The sequence below is a fragment of the Paenibacillus agri genome, assembly GCF_013359945.1.
Classification (GTDB): Bacteria; Bacillota; Bacilli; order Paenibacillales; family Paenibacillaceae; genus Paenibacillus_AQ; species Paenibacillus_AQ agri.
In genome coordinates, this window is the sequence record NZ_JABWCS010000191.1 from 47,535 (window position 1) to 67,049 (window position 19,515).

The window sequence follows — 19,515 nt, forward strand, 5'->3', positions numbered from 1 at the left end:
CCGTATTTTTTCATTGCCGCCGCCAATTCTCCAGCCTGCTGCGCACATCGGGGGGCAATTTATCCTCTAGAGAATGCCTTATTGAACCAGTGCTTCCCGGCTCTATAGCTTTCTTGACTTCCTTCTGATTAGCTTCTACTTCAAGCCGTAATTCCCTTGCCGAAATCCGCAGTGCGCCTTGCGCAAAAATAACATGCTGTTCCACAAAATCGCTGGTAGCCACATAAATCTGCCTGCGGCGGTGACTGTATTCTCCCACCAGCCGTTCGATGCATTCATCAGCGGTTTCCTTTTCCTTCGTGAAATAGACCTGAACTTTGCCCTGCACAAACGACCGTCCCAGCCCTGGAACGCGGTATGCATCAAAAACGGCGATGACCCGGCGGCCCGAATATGCCTGATAATCCGCCAGCAGATCCAGAAGCCTGTCACGCGCTTCCTGCATACCCTTCTTCGACAATGCCGCAAGGTCCGGCCAGCCGCCAATCATGTTATATCCGTCTACTAGTAGCACATCGCGCCAGTCGGCCATAGCTATCCCTGCTGACGCCGGCGGCGCAGCGCTTCGTACATCACTACGCCCGCAGCAACGGAAGCGTTAAGAGAATTGATTTTTCCGGACATCGGCAGCTTCAGCAGGACATCGCATTTTTCCCGAATCAGACGCCCCATTCCCTTGTTCTCATTACCGATTACAACAGCTACCGGTCCTGTGAAAATATCAGAAGCGTACAGATCCTGGTCGGTATCGACATCGGTACCCACTACCCATATACCTTGTTCCTTCAGGCGATCGATAGTCTGTCCAAGATTAGTCACACGCGCTACCGGAACATATTCCACCGCACCCGCTGAAGTTTTGGAAACCGTCGCAGTAATTTGCGCAGAACGGCGCTTCGGTACAATAACACCATGAACGCCGGTGCAATCTGCAGTACGCAGAATGGAACCGAGGTTATGAGGATCTTCAATTTCATCTAGCAAAATGAGAAAAGGAGCTTCTCCTTTGGCTGCCGCCACGGCCAGCAAGTCTTCAACCTCTACATAAGCAAACGGTGCCGCTTGTGCAACTACACCCTGGTGCTGCACACCTGGAGCTAATTGGTCCAGCTTACGCTTGTCCACATGCTGAATCACAATACCCGCTTTGCGGGCTTCAGCTACGATTGGTGCAGTCAGATGCTTTTGCGCCGTTTCGGCGATCCATATTTTATTCAAAGTACGGCCTGCACGCAGCGCCTCTAGCACAGAATGCTTTCCGGCCAATATTTCTTCTTCTGTCTTCAATTCTTCCATTTTTATTGCCTCCTGTTTATGGTCATTCCTAATCAGATCATGGCCGGTTCTGCATAAACTCTATGCCGATGTGCACAATTTCCTGTAATCTTGCCTGCTGTCCCGTATAGTATAAATACCCGATCAAACATTCAAAAGCCGTAGCATGACGGTATTCCAACACATTAGCGTTCTTTGGGATCGTTCCCGACTTCGCATTCCGCCCTTGGCGGGCAATATTCTGCTCTTCTTCAGTCAGCACCGGCTCCAGATGAGCAAGGATGGCACACTGCGCCTTGGCTGATACCAGTCCCGTTGCCGTACGATGCAAATGATTGGGCCGCAGATTCGGCAGGGATACGAGGTATTGCCGGACGGCAACCTCATAAATAGCATCACCTACGTACGCTAGTACGACAGGTGAGAGGAGCCGCGCCGGTTTGGATGGATCATACGGAAACCACCCTGCAAAGTTCATCGTTTCTTCATCACTCATTTACGCCGCCACCGCATTCCCTGCGGAGTGTCTTCAAGCAGAATTCCCATCGCGCTCAGTTCATCGCGAATCTCATCAGAACGAGCCCAGTTCTTATTCGTGCGTGCCTCTGCCCGTTCGGCAATCAGCCGCTCCACTTCCTCGCCTGCTACTTCTTCTTCAGCTTCAGACGTCAAGATCAGCACCTTGTTCATTTCTTCAAAAGCCTTCAGCAGCGCAGCCAGATCGGCAGCAGCAACATGATTATCCGCCAAAGTCAGGTTGGCCAGGCTCACCCAATCGAATACAGCTGTAATAGCATCTGGCGTATTGAAGTCATCCTGCATCTTGGCATGGAACACCGCCAGAATACCGTCTAACTTGTCGCTGATTTCCTTACTTACCACAGCTTCGTCCGCGTTTCCAGCTAGTTCCAAGCGATGCTTCACATTGCTTACCGCACCGGATATCCGCTCCACACTTTTCTCCGCTGAGGCCAACGCATCCGTCGTGAAGTTCAGCGGGTTGCGGTAGTGTGTGGAAAGCATGAAGTAACGGATCGCTCCCGCCTTGAAGCGCTCACGGATATCCTTTACCAAGAGGCCGTTTCCGAGTGATTTCGACATTTTCTCGTCACCAATATTAAGGAAACCATTATGCATCCAATAATTAGACAGCGGCTTGTCGGTCAGCGCCTCAGTCTGTGCGCATTCGCATTCATGGTGCGGGAACTGCAGATCCTGTCCACCACCGTGGATATCCATAGTGTCACCAAGGAACTCCCGCGCCATAGCCGAGCACTCGATGTGCCAACCTGGGCGACCTGCTCCCCATGGACTTTCCCAATATACCTCTCCAGGCTTCGCCGCTTTCCAGAGTACAAAATCCTCGGGTTTCTCCTTGCGAACATCCACTTCTACCCGAATCCCAAACTGCAGTTCCTCCAGGTTCTGACGCGACAGCTTGCCGTAATCCTTGAACTTCGCCGTACGGTAGAACACGTCCCCGCCGCTTTCATAGGCATAGCCCTTATCTTCAAGATCCTTAATGAACCCGATGATGATCCCCATACTATCCGTTACTCGCGGATTCAATGTGGCCGGCTTGACATCCAGTCCTTTGAGATCCTCGTAGTAAGCTGCTATGAACATTTCCGCCACTTCGGCCACCGTAATGTTCATCTCTTCTGCCTTGCGGATCATCTTGTCATCGACATCCGTGAAGTTCGTAACATACCGAACCTCGTTGCCGAGCTGCTCCAGATAATTACGAACGGTGTCGAATACGATAACCGGACGGGCATTACCGATATGCATATATCCGTATACAGTAGGACCGCATACGTACATCTTCACCTTGCCCGGTTCCTGCGGTACAAACTGTTCCTTACTGCGCGTCATAGTGTTGTAAATTTGCAAAGCCATCTCATTCCAATCCCTTCTGTTATCGCCGGTTCCCCTTTTGAATACCGGTAAACTTAAATTTCATAATCGCCAATGTACTGCTGGCTTTCGAGACGCCGCTGCTCGGCCTTCTGTTTGTCTTCTGTACCGCCCAGCTGCTCCCTTATCTCTTCAATCTCCTTCTGCAAAAAGCGGAGTGAATCGACAAGCGGATCTGGCATCTTCGTATGATCGAGTCGATCCGATACGCGTTCCCCGTTGCGTTTGACCACACGACCCGGATTCCCTACAACGGTGCTATTGTTCGGCACTTCGCGCAGGACAACCGCATTGGAGCCTATATTAGAATTGTCGCCGATTCGGAAGGATCCTAATACCTTCGCACCGGAACCAATGACTACATTATTACCTATTGTAGGATGGCGTTTGCCTTTTTCCTTACCTGTCCCCCCCAGCGTGACCCCTTGATAAATGATGACATCGTCACCAATCTCACAGGTCTCGCCGATGACAATACCCATGCCATGGTCAATAAACAGCCTGTTGCCGATAACAGCCCCGGGATGAATCTCCACGCCGGTCATAAATCTGCTGAATTGCGACACTATGCGCGCGAGTGTATAAAAATGACGCTTGAAAAAATAATGAGCGAGCCGATGACCCCAAATAGCGTGCAGACCTGCATAGGTGAAGACAACCTCAAACCAGCTTCGGGCCGCGGGATCATTGTCAAAAACAGCCCGAATGTCCGACTTGATATGCTTAAACATCGCGCTCCCCTTCTCTTGACTTCCTTGCCTCCTGCTTACAGGTCTGCGCGGAAGATAATGTCTTCTGGAACAACACCCTGTCTGTCTCTCTATAAAAAGCTTCTATAAGACCCACTCGGGAATGTCCCAATTCCTTCAAAGACTCTCTGCTCCAGCATATGCCGCATTACCTACTTTGACTGCCCGCATACAAACAATCATTTCCTATGCCAGAATGGAAAATCAATAAAAAACGCCTCTGCAGCATAATGCTGCAGAGACGTTAAAACGCGGTTCCACTCTGCTTGGACGAGCTCTCGGCTGCCGTGAATATCATAGCAGCAGGTTCTCCGTCCCCCTTGGCGTCCATAACGGGGACGTGCCGGCGCAACCTAACGAACCCTTGCAAAAGGACGCTCAGCCGTGCAGCTCACAGGCGCATGTTCCGTGGCAGACAAATGAATAACTCTCAGCCTGAAAAGGTTGAACTCTTCGCGGTTATTCTCTCTGGAAATTGCCTTATTGCACGTACTTTTCCTGATCACAGCTATTATAGTATTCTTCTATCTTAGCGAAAAGATGAAGGACTGACAAGGGGCAGTCCGCAATCGCCCAGCAGCGCCTAGGCTCCTTTAATTTGCGATTTCAAGCGTTCAATGACCCGGTTTTGACCCAGCAGGGCAATCGTGGCATTGAGATCACGGCCATGAGTTTGTCCAGTCAATGCGACACGGATCGGCATGAACAGCGCTTTGCCCTTATTTCCGGTCTCCTTCTGTACTTCCTTGATCAAAACAGCGATATGAGCTGCACCAAACTCGGAGGTGCCTTCGACCTTCGCCAGGAATGCAGATAGCACTACAGGGACCGTATCTTCCGCCAGTACCTGTGCAGCGTCAGCTTCCAGCTCCAGATCGCTGCGGAAGAACAACTCTGACAGACCAACGATATCGGAAGCCGACACCAGTTGTTCCTGATAAAGAGCTACCAGGCTTTCCGCCCAGGCCTGTTCTTCTTCATTAAGTTCAGCAGGAAGTCTTCCCGCTTGCTGCAGATGAGGAATAGCCAGCGCAGCAATCCGCTTCGGATCAGCGTTTTTAATATAATGGTTGTTCAAGTGGGCCAGCTTGTTGGTATCGAACACAGCTGGACTCTTGGACAGTCTGTCCGATGTAAAGATACGGATGAGTTCTTCCTTGCTGTAAATCTCCTCTTCCCCTTCCGGCGACCAGCCGAGCAGAGAAATGAAATTGAACATCGCTTCCGGCAAATATCCGAGCCCATCATACTGCTCAATGAATTGGATAACCGATTCATCGCGCTTGCTGAGCTTCTTGTGATTCTCGCCAACAATCAATGTCATATGTCCGAATAACGGCGGCTCCCAGCCCAGTGCTTCATAAATCATCAGCTGACGTGGCGTGTTGGAGATATGGTCTTCTCCACGCAGCACATGCGAGATTTTCATTAGATAGTCGTCCACCGCAACTGCGAAGTTGTAAGTTGGAATTCCATCTTTTTTCACAATAACAAAGTCGCCCATTTCCTTCGTATTGAAAGAAATATTACCTTTAACGATATCATCAAAAGTATACGTACGGTCTTCCGGCACCCGGAAACGGATGCTGGCTACACGCCCTTCGGCTTCATACGCAAGGCGCTGCTCCTCGGTCAGATCACGGTGCTTACCGGAATAACGCGGAGTCTCGCCCCGAGCCATCTGCTCTTCGCGCTCTGCTTCCAGCTCCTCCTCAGTGCAGTAGCAGCGATAAGCCAGTCCACGGTCCAGCAGGTCCTGCCAGTGAACACGGTACAAATCGAGCCGCTCAGTCTGACGGTACGGCCCGTATTCGCCGCCCACATCAATACTTTCATCCCACTCAATACCCAGCCACTTCAAGTATTTCAGTTGGCTTTCCTCGCCTCCGGCGATATTGCGTTTCACGTCCGTATCTTCGATCCGGATAATGAATTTCCCGCCCTTATTGCGGGCGTACAGATAATTAAACAACGCCGTTCTGGCGTTTCCGATATGTAAATGTCCCGTAGGGCTCGGTGCGTAGCGCACCCGGATTTCATCCGCCATTTCAATCCCTCCGCTCATGTTGTTAGAAGTTAAAATCTCTGGTTCAGCCATCTCATGATGATATCACATCTTTAAGCAGACAGACAATAGATTGGGCTGCTATCCCCTCGCCGCGTCCGGCAAAGCCAAGCTGCTCAGTTGTGGTTGCTTTGACATTGACCTGAGTGCTATCTGCTCCCAGTGCACGCGCGATAATTTCCGTCATTTGTGGAATATACGGTGCCATCTTCGGCTTTTGGGCAATAATAGTGGAATCGATGTTCCCAAGCTTGTATCCCCGCTCCCGCGCAAGCGCCCATACCTCTTCCAACAGTTTCAAGCTATCAGCATCTTTGAAAGCCTCATCGGTATCCGGAAAATGACGGCCGATATCCCCCAGCCCCAGTGCGCCCAGAATAGCGTCACTAACCGCGTGCAGCAGCACGTCGGCATCGGAGTGGCCCAGCAGCCCCTTTTCATATGGAATGGTCACTCCACCGATAATGCATGGCCTGCCTTCCACCAACTGATGCACATCAAACCCTTGTCCTACAGCAATCATTTGTCTCCCTCTCCCCTGGTTCTTTCTGTGAATTCCGCAAAATCAAGATCTTCACGCGTCGTAATCTTAATATTCCTGTAGCTGCCCTCTACTACAGACACAGCAATACCGGCGCGTTCGGCCAGACTGGAATCATCTGTACCGAGAAATCCATCCTGCTCTGCCGCTTCATAGGCCATCAGCAAATCAGACAGACGAAAAGTCTGCGGGGTCTGAATCGCCCACAGACTTCGCCGATCCGGTGTAGAAACAACGGTCCCCCCGCTGTCCACCTGCTTGATCGTATCCTTGACCGGAACGGCCAACACAGCGGCTCCGCTCTGAAGCGCCTGCTGGTAACAGGCCTCAATCTCACGAGGATGCACGAACGGCCGGACACCGTCATGGACCATTACCCATTCGGTGCTCAGTTGCAGTAGTCCTCTGTACACCGAGTGCTGTCGCTCGGAGCCGCCTGGAACAATCGCCTTGACCTTGTCCAGCTTATAGGATGCTATCCATTCCTGGCATCGCTCCATATCCTCAGCCCCGGTAACGAGGACGATCTCCGAGATCCGCTCATGCCGCTGAAACACCTCCAGCGTATGTACAGCAATCGGTTTGCCTTCCAGCAGCAAGTACTGCTTGCTTTCTGCCGTTCCCATCCGTGTTCCTTTGCCTGCCGCTACAATTACGACGCCCACACTGTTTGACATTCCCTAAGCTCCTGTCTTTCACGTATACCCCCATCATAACGTGTTTGACCGGCATTTCCAACCCATTTCAGACCTTATACAAGTGATGTTCAGGCTTATTGTGCCTTCTCCAGCAGCTTCGGCTTGGCAAAGATCATCCGGCCGGCCGAGGTCTGAAGAACACTGGTCACCAGAACTTCCATCGTCGTACCAATATATTCACGTCCGCCTTCAACGACAATCATCGTTCCGTCATCGAGATAAGCCACTCCCTGTCCATGCTCCTTGCCATCCTTGATAACTTGTACAATAATCTCTTCTCCGGGAAGCACGACTGGCTTCACTGCGTTGGCAAGATCATTGATATTAAGCACGGATACCCCCTGCAGCTCGCATACTTTGTTCAAGTTAAAATCGTTGGTGACAACTTTGCCCCGCAGCACCTTGGCTAGCTTGACCAGCTTGCTGTCCACCTCGGAGATCTCTTCGAAGTCACCCTCATAGATCAGAACTTTTACATCCAGCTCTTTCTGGATTTTATTCAAAATATCAAGTCCGCGTCGTCCACGGTTACGCTTGAGCAGATCGGAAGAGTCGGCAATATGCTGCAGCTCCTCCAGGACAAATTCAGGAATGACAATCGTTCCTTCGATAAATCCGGTCTTGCAGATATCGGCAATCCGTCCGTCGATGATAACGCTAGTGTCCAGAATTTTATGTTCCTCCAGCCCGCGGCCCTCTGGCTCGTCTGCTTGCCCGAAGCGGCCGCTGGTCCACAGCTTGGCCAGTTCCTGCTTTTTCTCCAGGCCGATCCGCATCCCCATATATCCCAAGGCAATCGTAGCAGCTACCTGAAGCAGCTGTCCGGCCTTCCCAAGCCAGCCCATAGCAGGATGCAGCAGAATCGACAGCACCAGACCTCCGGTCAAACCAGCGGCCCCTGCGGCCAACTCATTCATGGGTACACGTGCACAGTACTGAACCGCCTCCCGTAGCTTTGCACCTCCCCATTCTGCGCTTAATGTTCCCGCAATCAGAAAAATAATGGCTCCCAGCACCGCGAATAAAATGCTTCCCTCCACTGGCAGGCTATCTGCCAATCTTCCTGCACCTATAGGAAAACTTTTTTCTGCCGCATGATATAACGTATAACCGCCCCAGCCTCCGCAGATTGCAACGAAGGACAAAATCAATTTTTTCCACATAACTCGCGCACCTCCTTCTATATTCATCCTAAAATGATGTATTCCTCACCAGTATGTTCCAATTTTTAGGACAATAATCGCAGGCACTGTTATTTTTTCTACGCAAAGAGTTTATATAGGGCTATTGCAGCGGGATGTCTTACTTCCGGGTTGAAAATAGTGGAGGCCCTGGCATATAATGAACTCAATTACGAACCCAGGGGTGAATGGAAATGAGCGCACTAAGTTTACAGGCCTTTCAGGATCAAGTCTCCGAACTGCTGCTCCGTCACCGTAGTCTGCTGGATGTGCTGTCCAAGAACGGACAGAGCAGTGCATCCGTCAACCGCGCCGTTGTCAAAGCCATCACAGAATGCGGCTGCATTCAGTTGCATGCCACGAAACAGGTTTTTGAGCCCGGTGCCGGGCTAGAACATGCGAAAGAACTCGCCGGTACCCACGTAGAGGGCCAGTTGTGTGAGAATTGCCGGGAGGTAATCGGCTCCGAGCTCGGCCGTGAGTTGTTTTATATGTCCGCCCTCTGCAATTTACTTGATATCAACATGGACGAGGTTGTAGAGAAGGAATCGCAGAAATGCGCAACGTTGGGATTGTTCAATCTATCCTAAGCTCAAGCAAGTGTGCCGTATTTCACTTCAGTTTGTAATTCATGTTCGAAACATCGCCATTTTATAAGGTTCCGCATATAAAAAGAAAACGGGTACCGCCTTCATTGGACGGTATCCGTTTTTTTGCGTTTACGAAGAAAAGACTCTGCTGTCCATACAGGACCGCAAAGCCTTTCTCATATCAACATATTCTAATCCACAACCGTAGGCTCCCGCTGTTAGCCGTTCTTGGAATGATACACTTTGTCTTCAGAGCGTCTTCTCCGGCGGTGACGGCGTCTTGCTGTCAAACGATCAAGATTCTGCTTGAAGCCGTATAATGCATAAAGACCCAGTAGCACAAAGATCAGTTTGGCAATTTGTTCAGGGAAAATCACGGCCACGACCACGGCAACAACAATCACCAGCGGCGCGCCAATCATTGCTTTCTTAGGCAGACCAATCTTTTTGAAATTCGGGTATTTCACCGTACTTACCATCAGATAAGATAAGAGCAGAGTCGCCACAATCATGAATCCAGGGGACACATCTTTATGGAAAAGCGCCAATGTGGCGACAACGCCACCAGCGGCAGGTATTGGCAAACCGATAAAATAACCGGGAACTCCCGGGCGTACGTTAAAACGGGCTAGGCGGAGTGCGCCGAACACCGGGAAGATAGCAGTAACCGTCCAACCCAATGCTGAATTGAGGTCCTGTAAACTCGTCATATACATAATCAACGCGGGAGCAACCCCAAACGATACAATATCCGACAATGAATCGAGCTCCTTGCCGAATTCACTCTCACACTTGAGGGCACGAGCCACACGGCCATCCAGACCATCAAGTAACATTGCAATAATAACCATGATCGCAGCCATACTAACCTTGCCATCGAGCGCCATCATGATCCCAAACATTCCGAGCATCAGGTTACCGATGGTAAACAGACTCGGAATTGATTTTTGTATCAAATTCTTCACCTCTACATTCTAACTTTGAGCCTCTGCATCACTAATATTACGTGATTGTATGATATTTACATTTGCCTGTCAATAAGCACTTGTTTCTGCAAACGTTTTAAACCATCCTGAATATTGCGGGCTCGCACCTCGCCGATCCCGTCAACTTCGTCCAATTCTGCAATGCTGGCCGTCATTAAGTTAGGGAGCATCTCAAAACGCTCCACCAGATTGTGAATGATCACATTCGGCAGTCGCGGAATTTTGTTAAGCAGGCGGTACCCACGTGGTGTCACTACTTCTTCCGAAGCAACGGCTGTGGAGGAATAACCCAATAAGCGGGCGATATGGTTATCGTCCATCAGTTCATCGTCCGACGCCCGTTTAAGCCCAGCAATAATTTCGCGGATCTTTTCCTCTTGTTCTTCCCTTGCATAGTCTCTGTACAAAAGCCATGCTTCTTCCTCTGTATTTCCGACCAGTTCTTCCATCTGCATGCTAATCAAGCGGCCTTCATTGCCCAACTCGTTGATGTAGCGTTTGATTTCCATTTTAATCCGCAGCACCATTTCCACCCGTTGGATGACTCCAACCACTTCAGCTACTGTTACAATCCCCTCATACTCGGAGGCGGACAGGTTGGTCAGACCTTGTGTCAGTACTGCTCTGTACTTCTCCAATGTCTGAATGGCTTGATTCGCCTTCGCAAGAATAGCACCGATCTCCTTCAAAGCATAGCGGATAGAGCCTTGATATAGCGTAATTATATTCCGGCGCTGGGAGATGGAAACCACCAGTTTTCCGGTTTGCTTAGCTACGCGCTCAGCTGTCCGGTGGCGGATACCTGTCTCAATGGAGGAGATCGAGGAGTCCGGGATTAGCTGTGTGTTGGCATACAGTATCCGCTTAAGATCCTCGCTTAGGATAATGGCCCCGTCCATCTTGGCCAGCTCATACAAATAGTTTGGCGAAAAATCGCAATTAATGGAAAATCCGCCGTCTACAACTGCCATCACCTCTGGACTGTATCCAACGACGATAAGCGCGCCAGTCTTGGCACGTAATACGTTCTCCAGCCCTTCCCGGAAAGGTGTGCCGGGTGCCGCCAGTCTGAGCAGATCATTCATATTATCTGATAGGTTTTCTTTCATGTCCCTGTGCCCCCTAATCTAACGCGACCGATAGTGCATCTGCTACGGTACTGACGCCAATAATCTGAATATCTTGCGGGTGCTTCCAGCCCTTCATGCTCTTCTCAGGCATGATGACCCGCCGGAAGCCAAGTTTCGCTGCTTCCTTAACACGTGTTTCTGCACGCGACACGCCCCTCACCTCACCGGTAAGACCGACCTCCCCGAAGAATACATCATACGGTTTAGTCGAAATATCCCGAAAACTGGAGGCGATGCTGACAGCCACGGCGAGATCAATCGCTGGCTCATCCAGCTTCACACCACCGGCTACATTGAGATAGGCATCCTGATTCTGTAAGAACATGCCCATCCGTTTCTCCAGCACGGCGATGATCAGTGCCATCCGCTGGTGATCCATCCCCGTACACATTCGCCGGGGAGACGGAAAATGCGTCGCTGCGACAAGGGCTTGCAGCTCCACAAGCACCGGCCGCGTGCCCTCCATACTGGCCACAACTGTCGATCCCGCCACCCCAAGCGGGCGTTCTGACAGGAAAAGCTCGGAAGGGTTCTCGACCTCAACAAGTCCTCCCTCGCCCATTTCGAAGATGCCAATCTCATTGGTAGAACCAAAGCGGTTCTTGACCGCACGCAGTAGCCGGTACGTATGATGGCGCTCCCCTTCGAAATACAGCACACAATCCACCATGTGTTCCAGCATCCGCGGTCCAGCGATGGCTCCCTCCTTGGTGACATGCCCTACAAGCACTGTGGCAATCCCGCGGATTTTGGCGATTCTCATGAATCTTGTCGTACATTCCCGAACCTGTGTAACACTGCCAGGTGCACTCGTGACCTCAGGCAAAAATACGGTCTGAATGGAGTCAATGACAAGGAACTGCGGCTGGATCTGTTCTATCGCTTCCTCGATGCTTTCCATGTTGGTCTCACACAGCACGTATAGCTCACCTGACAACGCCCCGAGGCGATCTGCACGCAGACGAGTCTGGCGCACTGATTCCTCCCCAGAGATATACAGCACGCGCAGCCCCTGCGTCGTTAAAGCATGTGAGGTCTGAAGTAGTAACGTGGATTTCCCAATCCCGGGATCGCCGCCCACCAGCACCAGTGAGCCGGGCACAATGCCGCCCCCCAGGACACGGTTGAGTTCGCCAATCCCTGTCAGGATACGCGGCTCCTTGTCACTTTCTATATTTATGATCGACTGCGCTTTTTCTTTACTATGAAAAATAGGGGCGCTCATGCCCTGGGTTTTGACTACGCTTTCTGTTTCCTCCACCATGGAGTTCCATGCCTGGCAGCCCGGGCATTTCCCAAACCATTTGGGTGATTCATACCCGCATTCGGTGCAGTAAAACTTTGTTTTCGCTTTGGCCATGACTTCTCCTTACTGTCCGAACTTTTGTAAAAAACAGAATATTTCCTGCCAATAAAAGTTTACCATTTCTGTCCCTTGAACGAAAGGCCATTCCGGAAGCGATTTGCACCTGTTTCCCGTTAGGATGGGCGGTTTTCCTAAAAAGAATGCTTTCGTGCAAGTAGAAACAGCTTTGCCGTCCTCTAAGGGACGGTATCCGTTTCAGTCAGAACTATTTAAAAAAGCCCCCAATTCTCTTATCGGAGAATTGAGGGCTTTTGTATAACAATTCTTATTCAGCTTCTACTTCTTTTTCCAAAGGCAGGCTTTCTGGTTTGACTTCCCGGTTAACTACAAGCTCGTTATCAACCTCATCAATGGTCAGCGAATCGCCTTTTTGGATATTGCCTTTCAGCAATTCCTCGGACAAACGGTCTTCAATATGTTTCTGGATCGCCCGGCGAAGTGGACGAGCACCAAAGGCAGGATCATATCCTTCCTTGGCCAGGAACGCCTTGGCCTTATCCGTAAGAACAAAATCAACGTCATATTCACGCAGCCGCTTGCGCAGCTCGTCGGACATCAAGGTCACGATCTCGGCAATATGCTTCTCTTCCAGAGAGTGGAAGACGATGATCTCGTCAATCCGGTTCAGGAATTCAGGGCGGAAGCTCTTCTTCAGCTCTTCCATAACTTTACCCTTCATATTGCTGTAATCTGCTCCTGCATCTTGTACAGCGGTGAAGCCCAGCGTCGAATTCTTCTTGATCGCCTGTGCTCCAACGTTGGAGGTTAGAATGATCAGTGTGTTGCGGAAGTCGACTACCCGGCCCTTAGAGTCGGTCAGACGACCGTCTTCAAGGACTTGCAGCAGGATGTTGAATACTTCCGGATGCGCCTTCTCGATCTCATCCAGCAGGACAACAGAGTAAGGTTTACGGCGTACTTTTTCGGTCAGCTGTCCACCTTCTTCATATCCTACATACCCTGGAGGAGCTCCGACCAGACGGGACGTGGAGTGCTTCTCCATGTATTCCGACATGTCGATCCGAATCACAGCATTCTCGTCGCCGAACATTGCTTCAGCTAGCGCACGAGCCAGCTCTGTCTTACCCACACCAGTTGGTCCAAGGAAGATAAAGGAGCCCATTGGACGCTTCGGATCTTTCAGACCCGCACGTGCCCGGCGGAGTGCCCGGCTCACAGCCTTCACGGCTTCATCCTGGCCGATGACACGTTCATGAAGCAGAGCTTCCATGTTCAGCAAGCGGTCCGTCTCTTCTTCTTTCAGCTTGCTGACCGGAATGCCGGTCCAGCTAGCCACAACCTGTGCGATATCCTCAGGCGTAACCTCGGAATCGGTACGGCCTTGTTTTTCTTTCCACTGGTTCTTAGTGGTATCCAGTTCCTCACGGATTTTCTGTTCAGTGTCACGCAGCGCAGCCGCTTTTTCAAACTCCTGGCTTTGTACCGCAGCATCCTTCTCTTTGCGGATATCATCCAAGCGGCTTTCCAATTCCTTCAGATTCGGCGGAATCGTGTAGGAGTTGAGTCTTACCTTGGAGCCCGCTTCGTCGATCAGGTCGATCGCTTTGTCTGGAAGGAACCGGTCTGGAATGTAACGGTCAGACAGCTTAACAGCTTCTACAATCGCTTGATCCGTAATCTTCACACGGTGGTGAGCTTCATAACGGTCGCGAAGTCCAAACAGAATCTGTACAGCTTCCTCTGGAGAAGGCTGATCCACCGTAATCGGCTGGAAGCGGCGCTCCAGGGCAGCATCTTTCTCAATATATTTGCGGTATTCGTCCAGCGTCGTTGCCCCGATGCACTGCAGCTCTCCACGGGCCAAGGCCGGTTTCAAGATGTTGGAGGCATCAATGGCACCTTCCGCGCCACCTGCACCAATCAGAGTATGCAACTCGTCGATGAAGAGCACGATGTTACCCGCTTGGCGAATCTCGTCCATAATTTTCTTCAGGCGGTCTTCGAACTCACCGCGGTATTTTGTACCGGCCACTACGGAACCCATATCCAGTGTCATGACACGTTTGTCGCGCAGGGTCTCGGGAATTTCATTGTTGATGATCTTTTGTGCCAAGCCTTCCGCAATAGCTGTCTTACCAACCCCTGGCTCACCAATCAGCACCGGGTTGTTCTTAGTACGGCGGCTGAGCACCTGAATTACGCGCTCAATTTCTTTGCTCCGGCCGATAACCGGGTCAAGGTTGCCGTCCTTGGCATATGCCGTCAAATCACGAGCCAGACCATCCAGCGTTGGTGTGCTGACATTAGCTGGAGTACCGGTGTGGCTGGAAGCCGCCTCACTGCTGCCCAGAAGCTGCAGCACTTGCTGGCGGGCCTTGTTCAGGCTAATGCCCAGGTTGTTGAGTACACGGGCAGCTACGCCCTCTCCTTCACGGATAAGCCCGAGCAGGATATGCTCCGTGCCGACATACGTGTGACCCAGCTTGCGGGCTTCGTCCATCGACAGCTCGATAACTTTTTTGGCGCGAGGAGTATAAGCAATGTTCGTAGGCTGCTCTTGGCCTCTGCCAATCAGTGTTTCCACTTCGTCCTGGATCTTCTCAAGACCCAGACCCAAACCGATTAATGCTTTTGCGGCAATTCCGTCTCCTTCGCGAATAAGCCCAAGCAAAATATGTTCTGTCCCAATATTATTGTGTCCCAAACGAACGGCTTCTTCCTGCGCCAAAGCAAGCACTTTTTGTGCGCGTTCCGTAAATCTTCCAAACATCATATCTCCTGCACCTCCATGAATATTAAATATCTATAATTAATGTTGTGATCCCAATGTTTCGCGGAGCAGCTTCGCCCGATACATATCGCGTTCGGTGGATGTCATCTCGTCGCCAAACATTTTCTGCAAAAATCCAGGCTGTGTCTTGACATTCAGCTCGTTGAGCACGGAGAGCGATGGCCCTTCCAGGATACCCAGATCAACACCAAGCCGGACATCCGACAGACGTTGAGCAGATTCCTTCAGTTCCATCACTGCTGCATAGGACAAAATACCGTAAGAACGCATCACCCGGTCGGTAATCCGCAGCGCTGAATCGGCCAGCAGACGCTCACGGGCATTTCGTTCATGCTCGATAATCTGTGTCACTACGCTGTGCAGGTTCTCTATGATTTCACTTTCAGTTTGTCCAAGGGTAATTTGATTGGAGATCTGAAAGATGTTCCCTACTGCTTCGCTGCCTTCACCATAAATTCCTCTTACGGTCAATCCCACCTGATTCACAGCCGAGAGGATGCGATTAATCTGATGCGTCATGACGAGAGCTGGCAAGTGCAGCATCACGGATGCCCTTAGACCTGTGCCAACATTTGTTGGACAGCTAGTGAGGTATCCTCTTTTATCATCAAAAGCATAATTGACTGAAGCCTCAAAGATATCGTCAATGGCTGCGGCGCGCTCCCATGCTTCCTTGACATGGAGTCCGGGGAAAAGACACTGAATCCGCAGATGATCCTCTTCGTTGATCATAATGCTGACCGACTCATCATCGTTCAGAATTACGGCTCCGCCGCGAGAATCATTGGCGAGGTTAGGGCTGATGAGATGCTTCTCCACCAGTACCTTCTTATCCAGTTCCTCCAGATCATCCAGCCTCAAAAGCTGAAAGGTGCCAAAATCTGCTGCAGCCTCTCCTTGAAACACAGGACTAAGCTGCTCTAATACCTCTTCCGACTGCTCCAGCGATGCAAGCAGAGGGAAAGGGAGATGCTGCAAATTGCGGGCAATTCGCATACGACTGCTGATGACAATCTCAGAATGGTCACCGTCGCTGCGCATCCAGTCACTAAGTGCTTTTTCGGTAAAACGGAGACTTGACATGTCATATCCCCCCTATATATCAAAGACTTTACTCTTGTGCGATTTCTTTTTCAAGTTCACGAATCTGATCCCGCAAATGAGCAGCGGTTTCGAACTCTTCCTGAGCGATGCTCTGTTGCAACTGCAGCTTCAGTTCGTCGATTTGACGCCTGAAGACAATCCGTGCTCCGGCGCGTTTCGGAATCTTGCCCACATGCGCCGTGCTACCATGCACACGCTTGAACAGCGGGTCCAAGGCACTGTTGAAATACTTGTAACAAGAGCTGCAGCCGAAGCGGCCAAGTTTACTGAACTGGGAATAAGTCATTCCGCAATTTTCGCACTGGAGACTTTGTGTGGTCTTCGCTGCAGCTGTCTTCTCCTTACCTGCCCCTTCGAGATCAAGCAGACCAGAGAGCAAACTGTGAATGGAGAAGCCTCCGGCTGTTCCCGGAATCAGTTCTCCCTTTTCCCGCGCACAGCTCTCACAAATATGAAATTCCGTCTTCTCCCCATTCACGATTTTAGTAAAATGGAGCGTTGCCGGCTTGGCGCCACATTCCTGGCATAACATAAGGTAAAGTCCCTCCCTTAGGATTGACGTTTATTTGCCCAATAAAGAGATTAGCATAGCCTTCATAAGCTTGGCACGAATCTCATCCCGGTACGGAAGCTTAACCGTCAGGCATTCCCGGGAAATGGCAGCACGCATAAGACATGCTTCCCGCTGGGTTAGAAAACGGGCTTCCTCCAGCTGATAAATTAGCCCCTCGGCAGTATTTTGATCAATTCCGGCCCCAATCGTGTGATTCAGATGGGTATGCAAGGCCACATTCTGAGGTAACTCAAAACGCTGAATCCGGATATAACCGCCGCCTCCGCGTTTGCTCTCCACGATGTAACCTTTTTGAAGAGTAAAGCGTGTACTGATGACATAGTTGATCTGTGACGGCACGCATGAGAACTGGTCCGCCAGGTCATTTCGCTGGATTTCCACCGTACCTTCGGGACTTTCATGCAAAATATTCTTCAGATATTGTTCGATAATATCGGAGATATTACGCATCACTCATCCTCCAGTATTCCAATCTTGATGTTGCAATATTGCCACTCGAAAGAATGTCAACAGTCCGGTCAAAGCGGTCTTTAAAGAACTTACCCAGCAACGAAACGGCGAATCCTGGACGTCATAGCCACTTCATGGTACGGTACCAAACACTATAGTGTGACCTTAGCATTCGAAATCACATACCTTGTAAGTCAGTGGGAAGTTCAAAACACCCTCTTGTTCTGGCTTGCGTTGACTTTGACTTTCTTTGACTTTTTTAATATTATAACATATTTTTTTGTAATGCCAAGTGGCTACTCTTATTTTTTACAAAATGTGATCATTGTATTCGAAGCTTGAGTGTAAAATCATACGCTATTGGGGTGTAAAAAGCTCCTTCACAGCGATTGCCATGAAAGAGCCTGAGTCTTAAATGAATGTTTAGAATTAGAAAAAGTCAAACAAAGCCGTCTTCTGTGCCGGTATGATATCCTCCAGCCACTGTACTTCTGTATCACTTCCGGTTAACCTTCCTACCTTGGCCATTTCCGCAGGACGTTTATAGCCTAGTAGTAGTATCGTCAAAGTTCCAATATCCAGGACCACATCTCCTTGTGCGCGCTCGCCTTCGATCTTTTCCAGAAACGCTATCCCTTGGTCAGTAACCTGCCATTCCCAAAGTCCATGATTCCACGGCGCATGCTGATCCTCAATAAATAACTTTAGCTGACGGGAAGAAGCTAGTCCACTGAAAGAATACTCCTCCACAAAAGCCTTGGCATTCACAATCCGGCCCATAAAATAAGGATGATTCTCCTGAGTAATTCGAGGGTCGGGCAGCAGGAAAGGCAGAATATCATCACTTGGAACAAACTTTAACGCTGCTCCAGTCACCATCGAGTCATGATTAGCCAGGAAGGTCCATAGTGCTTGACGCGAGGCTTCATTCAAATAAACAAACTCTCTAATGATCAGTTCTCTATTCTCCAACCTATACAGGATATAACCTTCTGCATCACCCTCTGGTGAATAAAAGACTGCATGATGAGTATTCTCATTCAGGACGGAGTGTTCCCACCAGTCTTTGCTTCGAACGAGAGTTCCGTTATATTGGGAGGCAAAATGTTTATATAATAGTTCAAGCTTCTCAAGATCCTCCCGCACATCGCGGCGAACAATTCCTTTAACATCGATTTTTCGAGGAAACTTCGAAACAGGAATAGTATAATTCTTGGTCTCACAATAAATCTCCCAGCCAAATTTACGATAGAACGGGATCAGGAAAGGATGCAAAAAAGATAAGGTTTGTCCAGCTTCATTCATGGTCTCCAGCGTATGGGACAACAATTTGGCTACAAGTCCTTGTCTGCGGTTCTCCGGCCATGTAGATACACCGGCAATTCCCCCCATAGACACGGTTCGGCCTTGTAAATTGACCTCTAATGGAAGCAGCGTTAGCATGGCGCTAAGCGCCCCGTTCTCAAAGATTCCCCAAATCCGTTCCGGCTTGAATCTTTCTTGTCCCTTTTCTTTGTCTTCGGTGGAAAGTTTATACTGAAAAGCATATTGGGATAAGCTTACGCTATCCTCAAATTCAGTGGAATTCAATTGCCTGATCTCCATTAACTCACCTCATCTGTACGATAATCGATCTAATGTGAGTATACAGGCATCCGACTTTCATTGCTAACTCAAAGAAAAAATCTAATATATTAACAACTTATCCACAGACCCAGACCTCAAAGTTTTCTCTACAAGGATTAAATTTCAACAAACCCAAGAGTTATCCCCGAATTACCGGATTTTATCCACATATTCAATTTTTTATCCACAAAAACCGTGTATTACTCAGCTTTTCACTTGACGATCCAATATAAATGTGCATTGTATCCACAAAAATGTGACGATCAATCTTACGATATTGTGTCCACATGTGCGTAAGTTTTCTGTCTTTTTCTGAATTTATCCACAACATTTCCACAGGTCTGCACAACGCAAAAAACCATTGTTGAAATACTCAACAATGGTTTAAATTGCTTGGCGGCGTCCTACTCTCCCAGGACCCTTCGGTCCAAGTACCATCGGCGCTGGAGGGCTTAACGGTCGTGTTCGGGATGGGTACGCGTGGAACCCCTCCGCCATCGCCACCAAACAT

Annotated in this window: 18 protein-coding genes and 1 rRNA gene; 1 reads left to right on the plus strand and 18 read right to left on the minus strand. The window is 49.9% G+C overall.

The annotated features are described in order from the left end of the window. Positions 1 to 10: 10 nt before the first annotated feature. From HPT30_RS05040 to HPT30_RS05080, 9 genes are all read right to left on the minus strand, one after another. Positions 11 to 532, minus strand: a complete 522-nt coding sequence (locus tag HPT30_RS05040) for an NYN domain-containing protein (protein ID WP_175370357.1) — start codon at positions 530 to 532, stop codon at positions 11 to 13. Positions 533 to 534: 2 nt separating this feature from the next. After that, entirely contained in the window at positions 535 to 1,296 is a 762-nt protein-coding gene (gene rlmB, locus HPT30_RS05045; RefSeq protein WP_175370358.1) for a 23S rRNA (guanosine(2251)-2'-O)-methyltransferase RlmB, read from the minus strand. 37 nt (positions 1,297 to 1,333) lie between these two features. Continuing rightward, positions 1,334 to 1,771, minus strand: a complete 438-nt coding sequence (locus HPT30_RS05050) for a Mini-ribonuclease 3 (RefSeq protein WP_175370359.1) — start codon at positions 1,769 to 1,771, stop codon at positions 1,334 to 1,336. Next, on the minus strand, positions 1,768 to 3,174 hold the full coding sequence (gene cysS / locus HPT30_RS05055; protein ID WP_175370360.1) for a cysteine--tRNA ligase: 1,407 nt from the start codon (positions 3,172 to 3,174) through the stop codon (positions 1,768 to 1,770). The genes HPT30_RS05050 and cysS overlap by 4 nt, the downstream gene beginning before the upstream one ends. A 53-nt stretch (positions 3,175 to 3,227) precedes the next feature. Then, the gene (gene cysE, locus HPT30_RS05060; protein WP_066367735.1) at positions 3,228 to 3,923 is read right to left on the minus strand and encodes a serine O-acetyltransferase; all 696 of its coding nucleotides are present in this window, start codon (positions 3,921 to 3,923) and stop codon (positions 3,228 to 3,230) included. Positions 3,924 to 4,524: 601 nt separating this feature from the next. Continuing rightward, positions 4,525 to 5,988 carry a glutamate--tRNA ligase gene (gene gltX / locus HPT30_RS05065; protein ID WP_175370361.1) on the minus strand — a complete coding sequence of 488 codons (1,464 nt, stop codon included), beginning with the start codon at positions 5,986 to 5,988 and terminating at the stop codon, positions 4,525 to 4,527. 52 nt (positions 5,989 to 6,040) lie between these two features. Then, on the minus strand, positions 6,041 to 6,529 hold the full coding sequence (gene ispF / locus HPT30_RS05070; protein ID WP_175370362.1) for a 2-C-methyl-D-erythritol 2,4-cyclodiphosphate synthase: 489 nt from the start codon (positions 6,527 to 6,529) through the stop codon (positions 6,041 to 6,043). Next, positions 6,526 to 7,224, minus strand: coding sequence for a 2-C-methyl-D-erythritol 4-phosphate cytidylyltransferase (gene ispD / locus HPT30_RS05075; RefSeq protein WP_175370363.1), 699 nt, complete (start codon positions 7,222 to 7,224; stop codon positions 6,526 to 6,528). The genes ispF and ispD overlap by 4 nt, the downstream gene beginning before the upstream one ends. A 95-nt stretch (positions 7,225 to 7,319) precedes the next feature. Beyond that, positions 7,320 to 8,408: a PIN/TRAM domain-containing protein gene (locus tag HPT30_RS05080; RefSeq protein ID WP_175370364.1), complete on the minus strand. Its 1,089-nt coding sequence runs from the start codon at positions 8,406 to 8,408 to the stop codon at positions 7,320 to 7,322. Positions 8,409 to 8,620: 212 nt separating this feature from the next. Here HPT30_RS05080 and HPT30_RS05085 point away from each other — a divergent pair, with 212 nt between their 5' ends. Further along, a complete protein-coding gene (locus tag HPT30_RS05085) occupies positions 8,621 to 9,016 on the plus strand; it encodes a nucleoside triphosphate pyrophosphohydrolase family protein (RefSeq protein WP_066367763.1) in 396 nt (131 codons plus the stop codon). Positions 9,017 to 9,234: 218 nt separating this feature from the next. Here the strand turns inward: HPT30_RS05085 and pssA are convergent, their stop codons facing one another. From pssA to rrf, 9 genes are all read right to left on the minus strand, one after another. Then, entirely contained in the window at positions 9,235 to 9,972 is a 738-nt protein-coding gene (gene pssA, locus HPT30_RS05090; RefSeq protein WP_175370365.1) for a CDP-diacylglycerol--serine O-phosphatidyltransferase, read from the minus strand. Positions 9,973 to 10,037: 65 nt separating this feature from the next. After that, positions 10,038 to 11,111, minus strand: a complete 1,074-nt coding sequence (gene disA / locus HPT30_RS05095) for a DNA integrity scanning diadenylate cyclase DisA (RefSeq protein WP_066367769.1) — start codon at positions 11,109 to 11,111, stop codon at positions 10,038 to 10,040. Positions 11,112 to 11,124: 13 nt separating this feature from the next. Further along, the gene (gene radA, locus HPT30_RS05100) at positions 11,125 to 12,492 is read right to left on the minus strand and encodes a DNA repair protein RadA (RefSeq protein ID WP_175370366.1); all 1,368 of its coding nucleotides are present in this window, start codon (positions 12,490 to 12,492) and stop codon (positions 11,125 to 11,127) included. A 271-nt stretch (positions 12,493 to 12,763) separates the two neighbouring features. Beyond that, positions 12,764 to 15,232: an ATP-dependent protease ATP-binding subunit ClpC gene (gene clpC / locus HPT30_RS05105; protein ID WP_175370367.1), complete on the minus strand. Its 2,469-nt coding sequence runs from the start codon at positions 15,230 to 15,232 to the stop codon at positions 12,764 to 12,766. Between the two features lie 36 nt (positions 15,233 to 15,268). Then, positions 15,269 to 16,333, minus strand: a complete 1,065-nt coding sequence (mcsB, locus tag HPT30_RS05110; RefSeq protein ID WP_175370368.1) for a protein-arginine kinase McsB — start codon at positions 16,331 to 16,333, stop codon at positions 15,269 to 15,271. A 28-nt stretch (positions 16,334 to 16,361) separates the two neighbouring features. Next, positions 16,362 to 16,886 (minus strand): protein-arginine kinase activator protein McsA, encoded by a 525-nt coding sequence (mcsA, locus tag HPT30_RS05115; RefSeq protein WP_175370369.1) that lies wholly within the window; start codon positions 16,884 to 16,886, stop codon positions 16,362 to 16,364. Between the two features lie 30 nt (positions 16,887 to 16,916). Then, positions 16,917 to 17,378 carry a CtsR family transcriptional regulator gene (locus HPT30_RS05120; protein ID WP_066367794.1) on the minus strand — a complete coding sequence of 154 codons (462 nt, stop codon included), beginning with the start codon at positions 17,376 to 17,378 and terminating at the stop codon, positions 16,917 to 16,919. Positions 17,379 to 17,807: 429 nt separating this feature from the next. Continuing rightward, positions 17,808 to 18,983, minus strand: a complete 1,176-nt coding sequence (locus HPT30_RS05125; protein WP_175370370.1) for a GNAT family N-acetyltransferase — start codon at positions 18,981 to 18,983, stop codon at positions 17,808 to 17,810. 412 nt (positions 18,984 to 19,395) lie between these two features. Continuing rightward, positions 19,396 to 19,512 (minus strand): 5S ribosomal RNA (rrf, locus tag HPT30_RS05130). Between the last annotated feature and the right edge of the window lie 3 nt (positions 19,513 to 19,515).

What these genes read in the sequence shown, in the direction of transcription:
- HPT30_RS05040 (WP_175370357.1), bottom strand. Translation starts at nt 532, where the DNA reads ATGGCCGACTGGCGCGATGTGCTACTAGTAGACGGATATAACATGATT.
- rlmB (WP_175370358.1), bottom strand. Translation starts at nt 1,296, where the DNA reads ATGGAAGAATTGAAGACAGAAGAAGAAATATTGGCCGGAAAGCATTCT.
- HPT30_RS05050 (WP_175370359.1), bottom strand. Translation starts at nt 1,771, where the DNA reads ATGAGTGATGAAGAAACGATGAACTTTGCAGGGTGGTTTCCGTATGAT.
- cysS (WP_175370360.1), bottom strand. Translation starts at nt 3,174, where the DNA reads ATGGCTTTGCAAATTTACAACACTATGACGCGCAGTAAGGAACAGTTT.
- cysE (WP_066367735.1), bottom strand. Translation starts at nt 3,923, where the DNA reads ATGTTTAAGCATATCAAGTCGGACATTCGGGCTGTTTTTGACAATGAT.
- gltX (WP_175370361.1), bottom strand. Translation starts at nt 5,988, where the DNA reads ATGGCGGATGAAATCCGGGTGCGCTACGCACCGAGCCCTACGGGACAT.
- ispF (WP_175370362.1), bottom strand. Translation starts at nt 6,529, where the DNA reads ATGATTGCTGTAGGACAAGGGTTTGATGTGCATCAGTTGGTGGAAGGC.
- ispD (WP_175370363.1), bottom strand. Translation starts at nt 7,224, where the DNA reads ATGTCAAACAGTGTGGGCGTCGTAATTGTAGCGGCAGGCAAAGGAACA.
- HPT30_RS05080 (WP_175370364.1), bottom strand. Translation starts at nt 8,408, where the DNA reads ATGTGGAAAAAATTGATTTTGTCCTTCGTTGCAATCTGCGGAGGCTGG.
- HPT30_RS05085 (WP_066367763.1), top strand. Translation starts at nt 8,621, where the DNA reads ATGAGCGCACTAAGTTTACAGGCCTTTCAGGATCAAGTCTCCGAACTG.
- disA (WP_066367769.1), bottom strand. Translation starts at nt 11,111, where the DNA reads ATGAAAGAAAACCTATCAGATAATATGAATGATCTGCTCAGACTGGCG.
- radA (WP_175370366.1), bottom strand. Translation starts at nt 12,492, where the DNA reads ATGGCCAAAGCGAAAACAAAGTTTTACTGCACCGAATGCGGGTATGAA.
- clpC (WP_175370367.1), bottom strand. Translation starts at nt 15,232, where the DNA reads ATGATGTTTGGAAGATTTACGGAACGCGCACAAAAAGTGCTTGCTTTG.
- mcsB (WP_175370368.1), bottom strand. Translation starts at nt 16,333, where the DNA reads ATGTCAAGTCTCCGTTTTACCGAAAAAGCACTTAGTGACTGGATGCGC.
- mcsA (WP_175370369.1), bottom strand. Translation starts at nt 16,886, where the DNA reads ATGTTATGCCAGGAATGTGGCGCCAAGCCGGCAACGCTCCATTTTACT.
- HPT30_RS05120 (WP_066367794.1), bottom strand. Translation starts at nt 17,378, where the DNA reads ATGCGTAATATCTCCGATATTATCGAACAATATCTGAAGAATATTTTG.
- HPT30_RS05125 (WP_175370370.1), bottom strand. Translation starts at nt 18,983, where the DNA reads ATGGAGATCAGGCAATTGAATTCCACTGAATTTGAGGATAGCGTAAGC.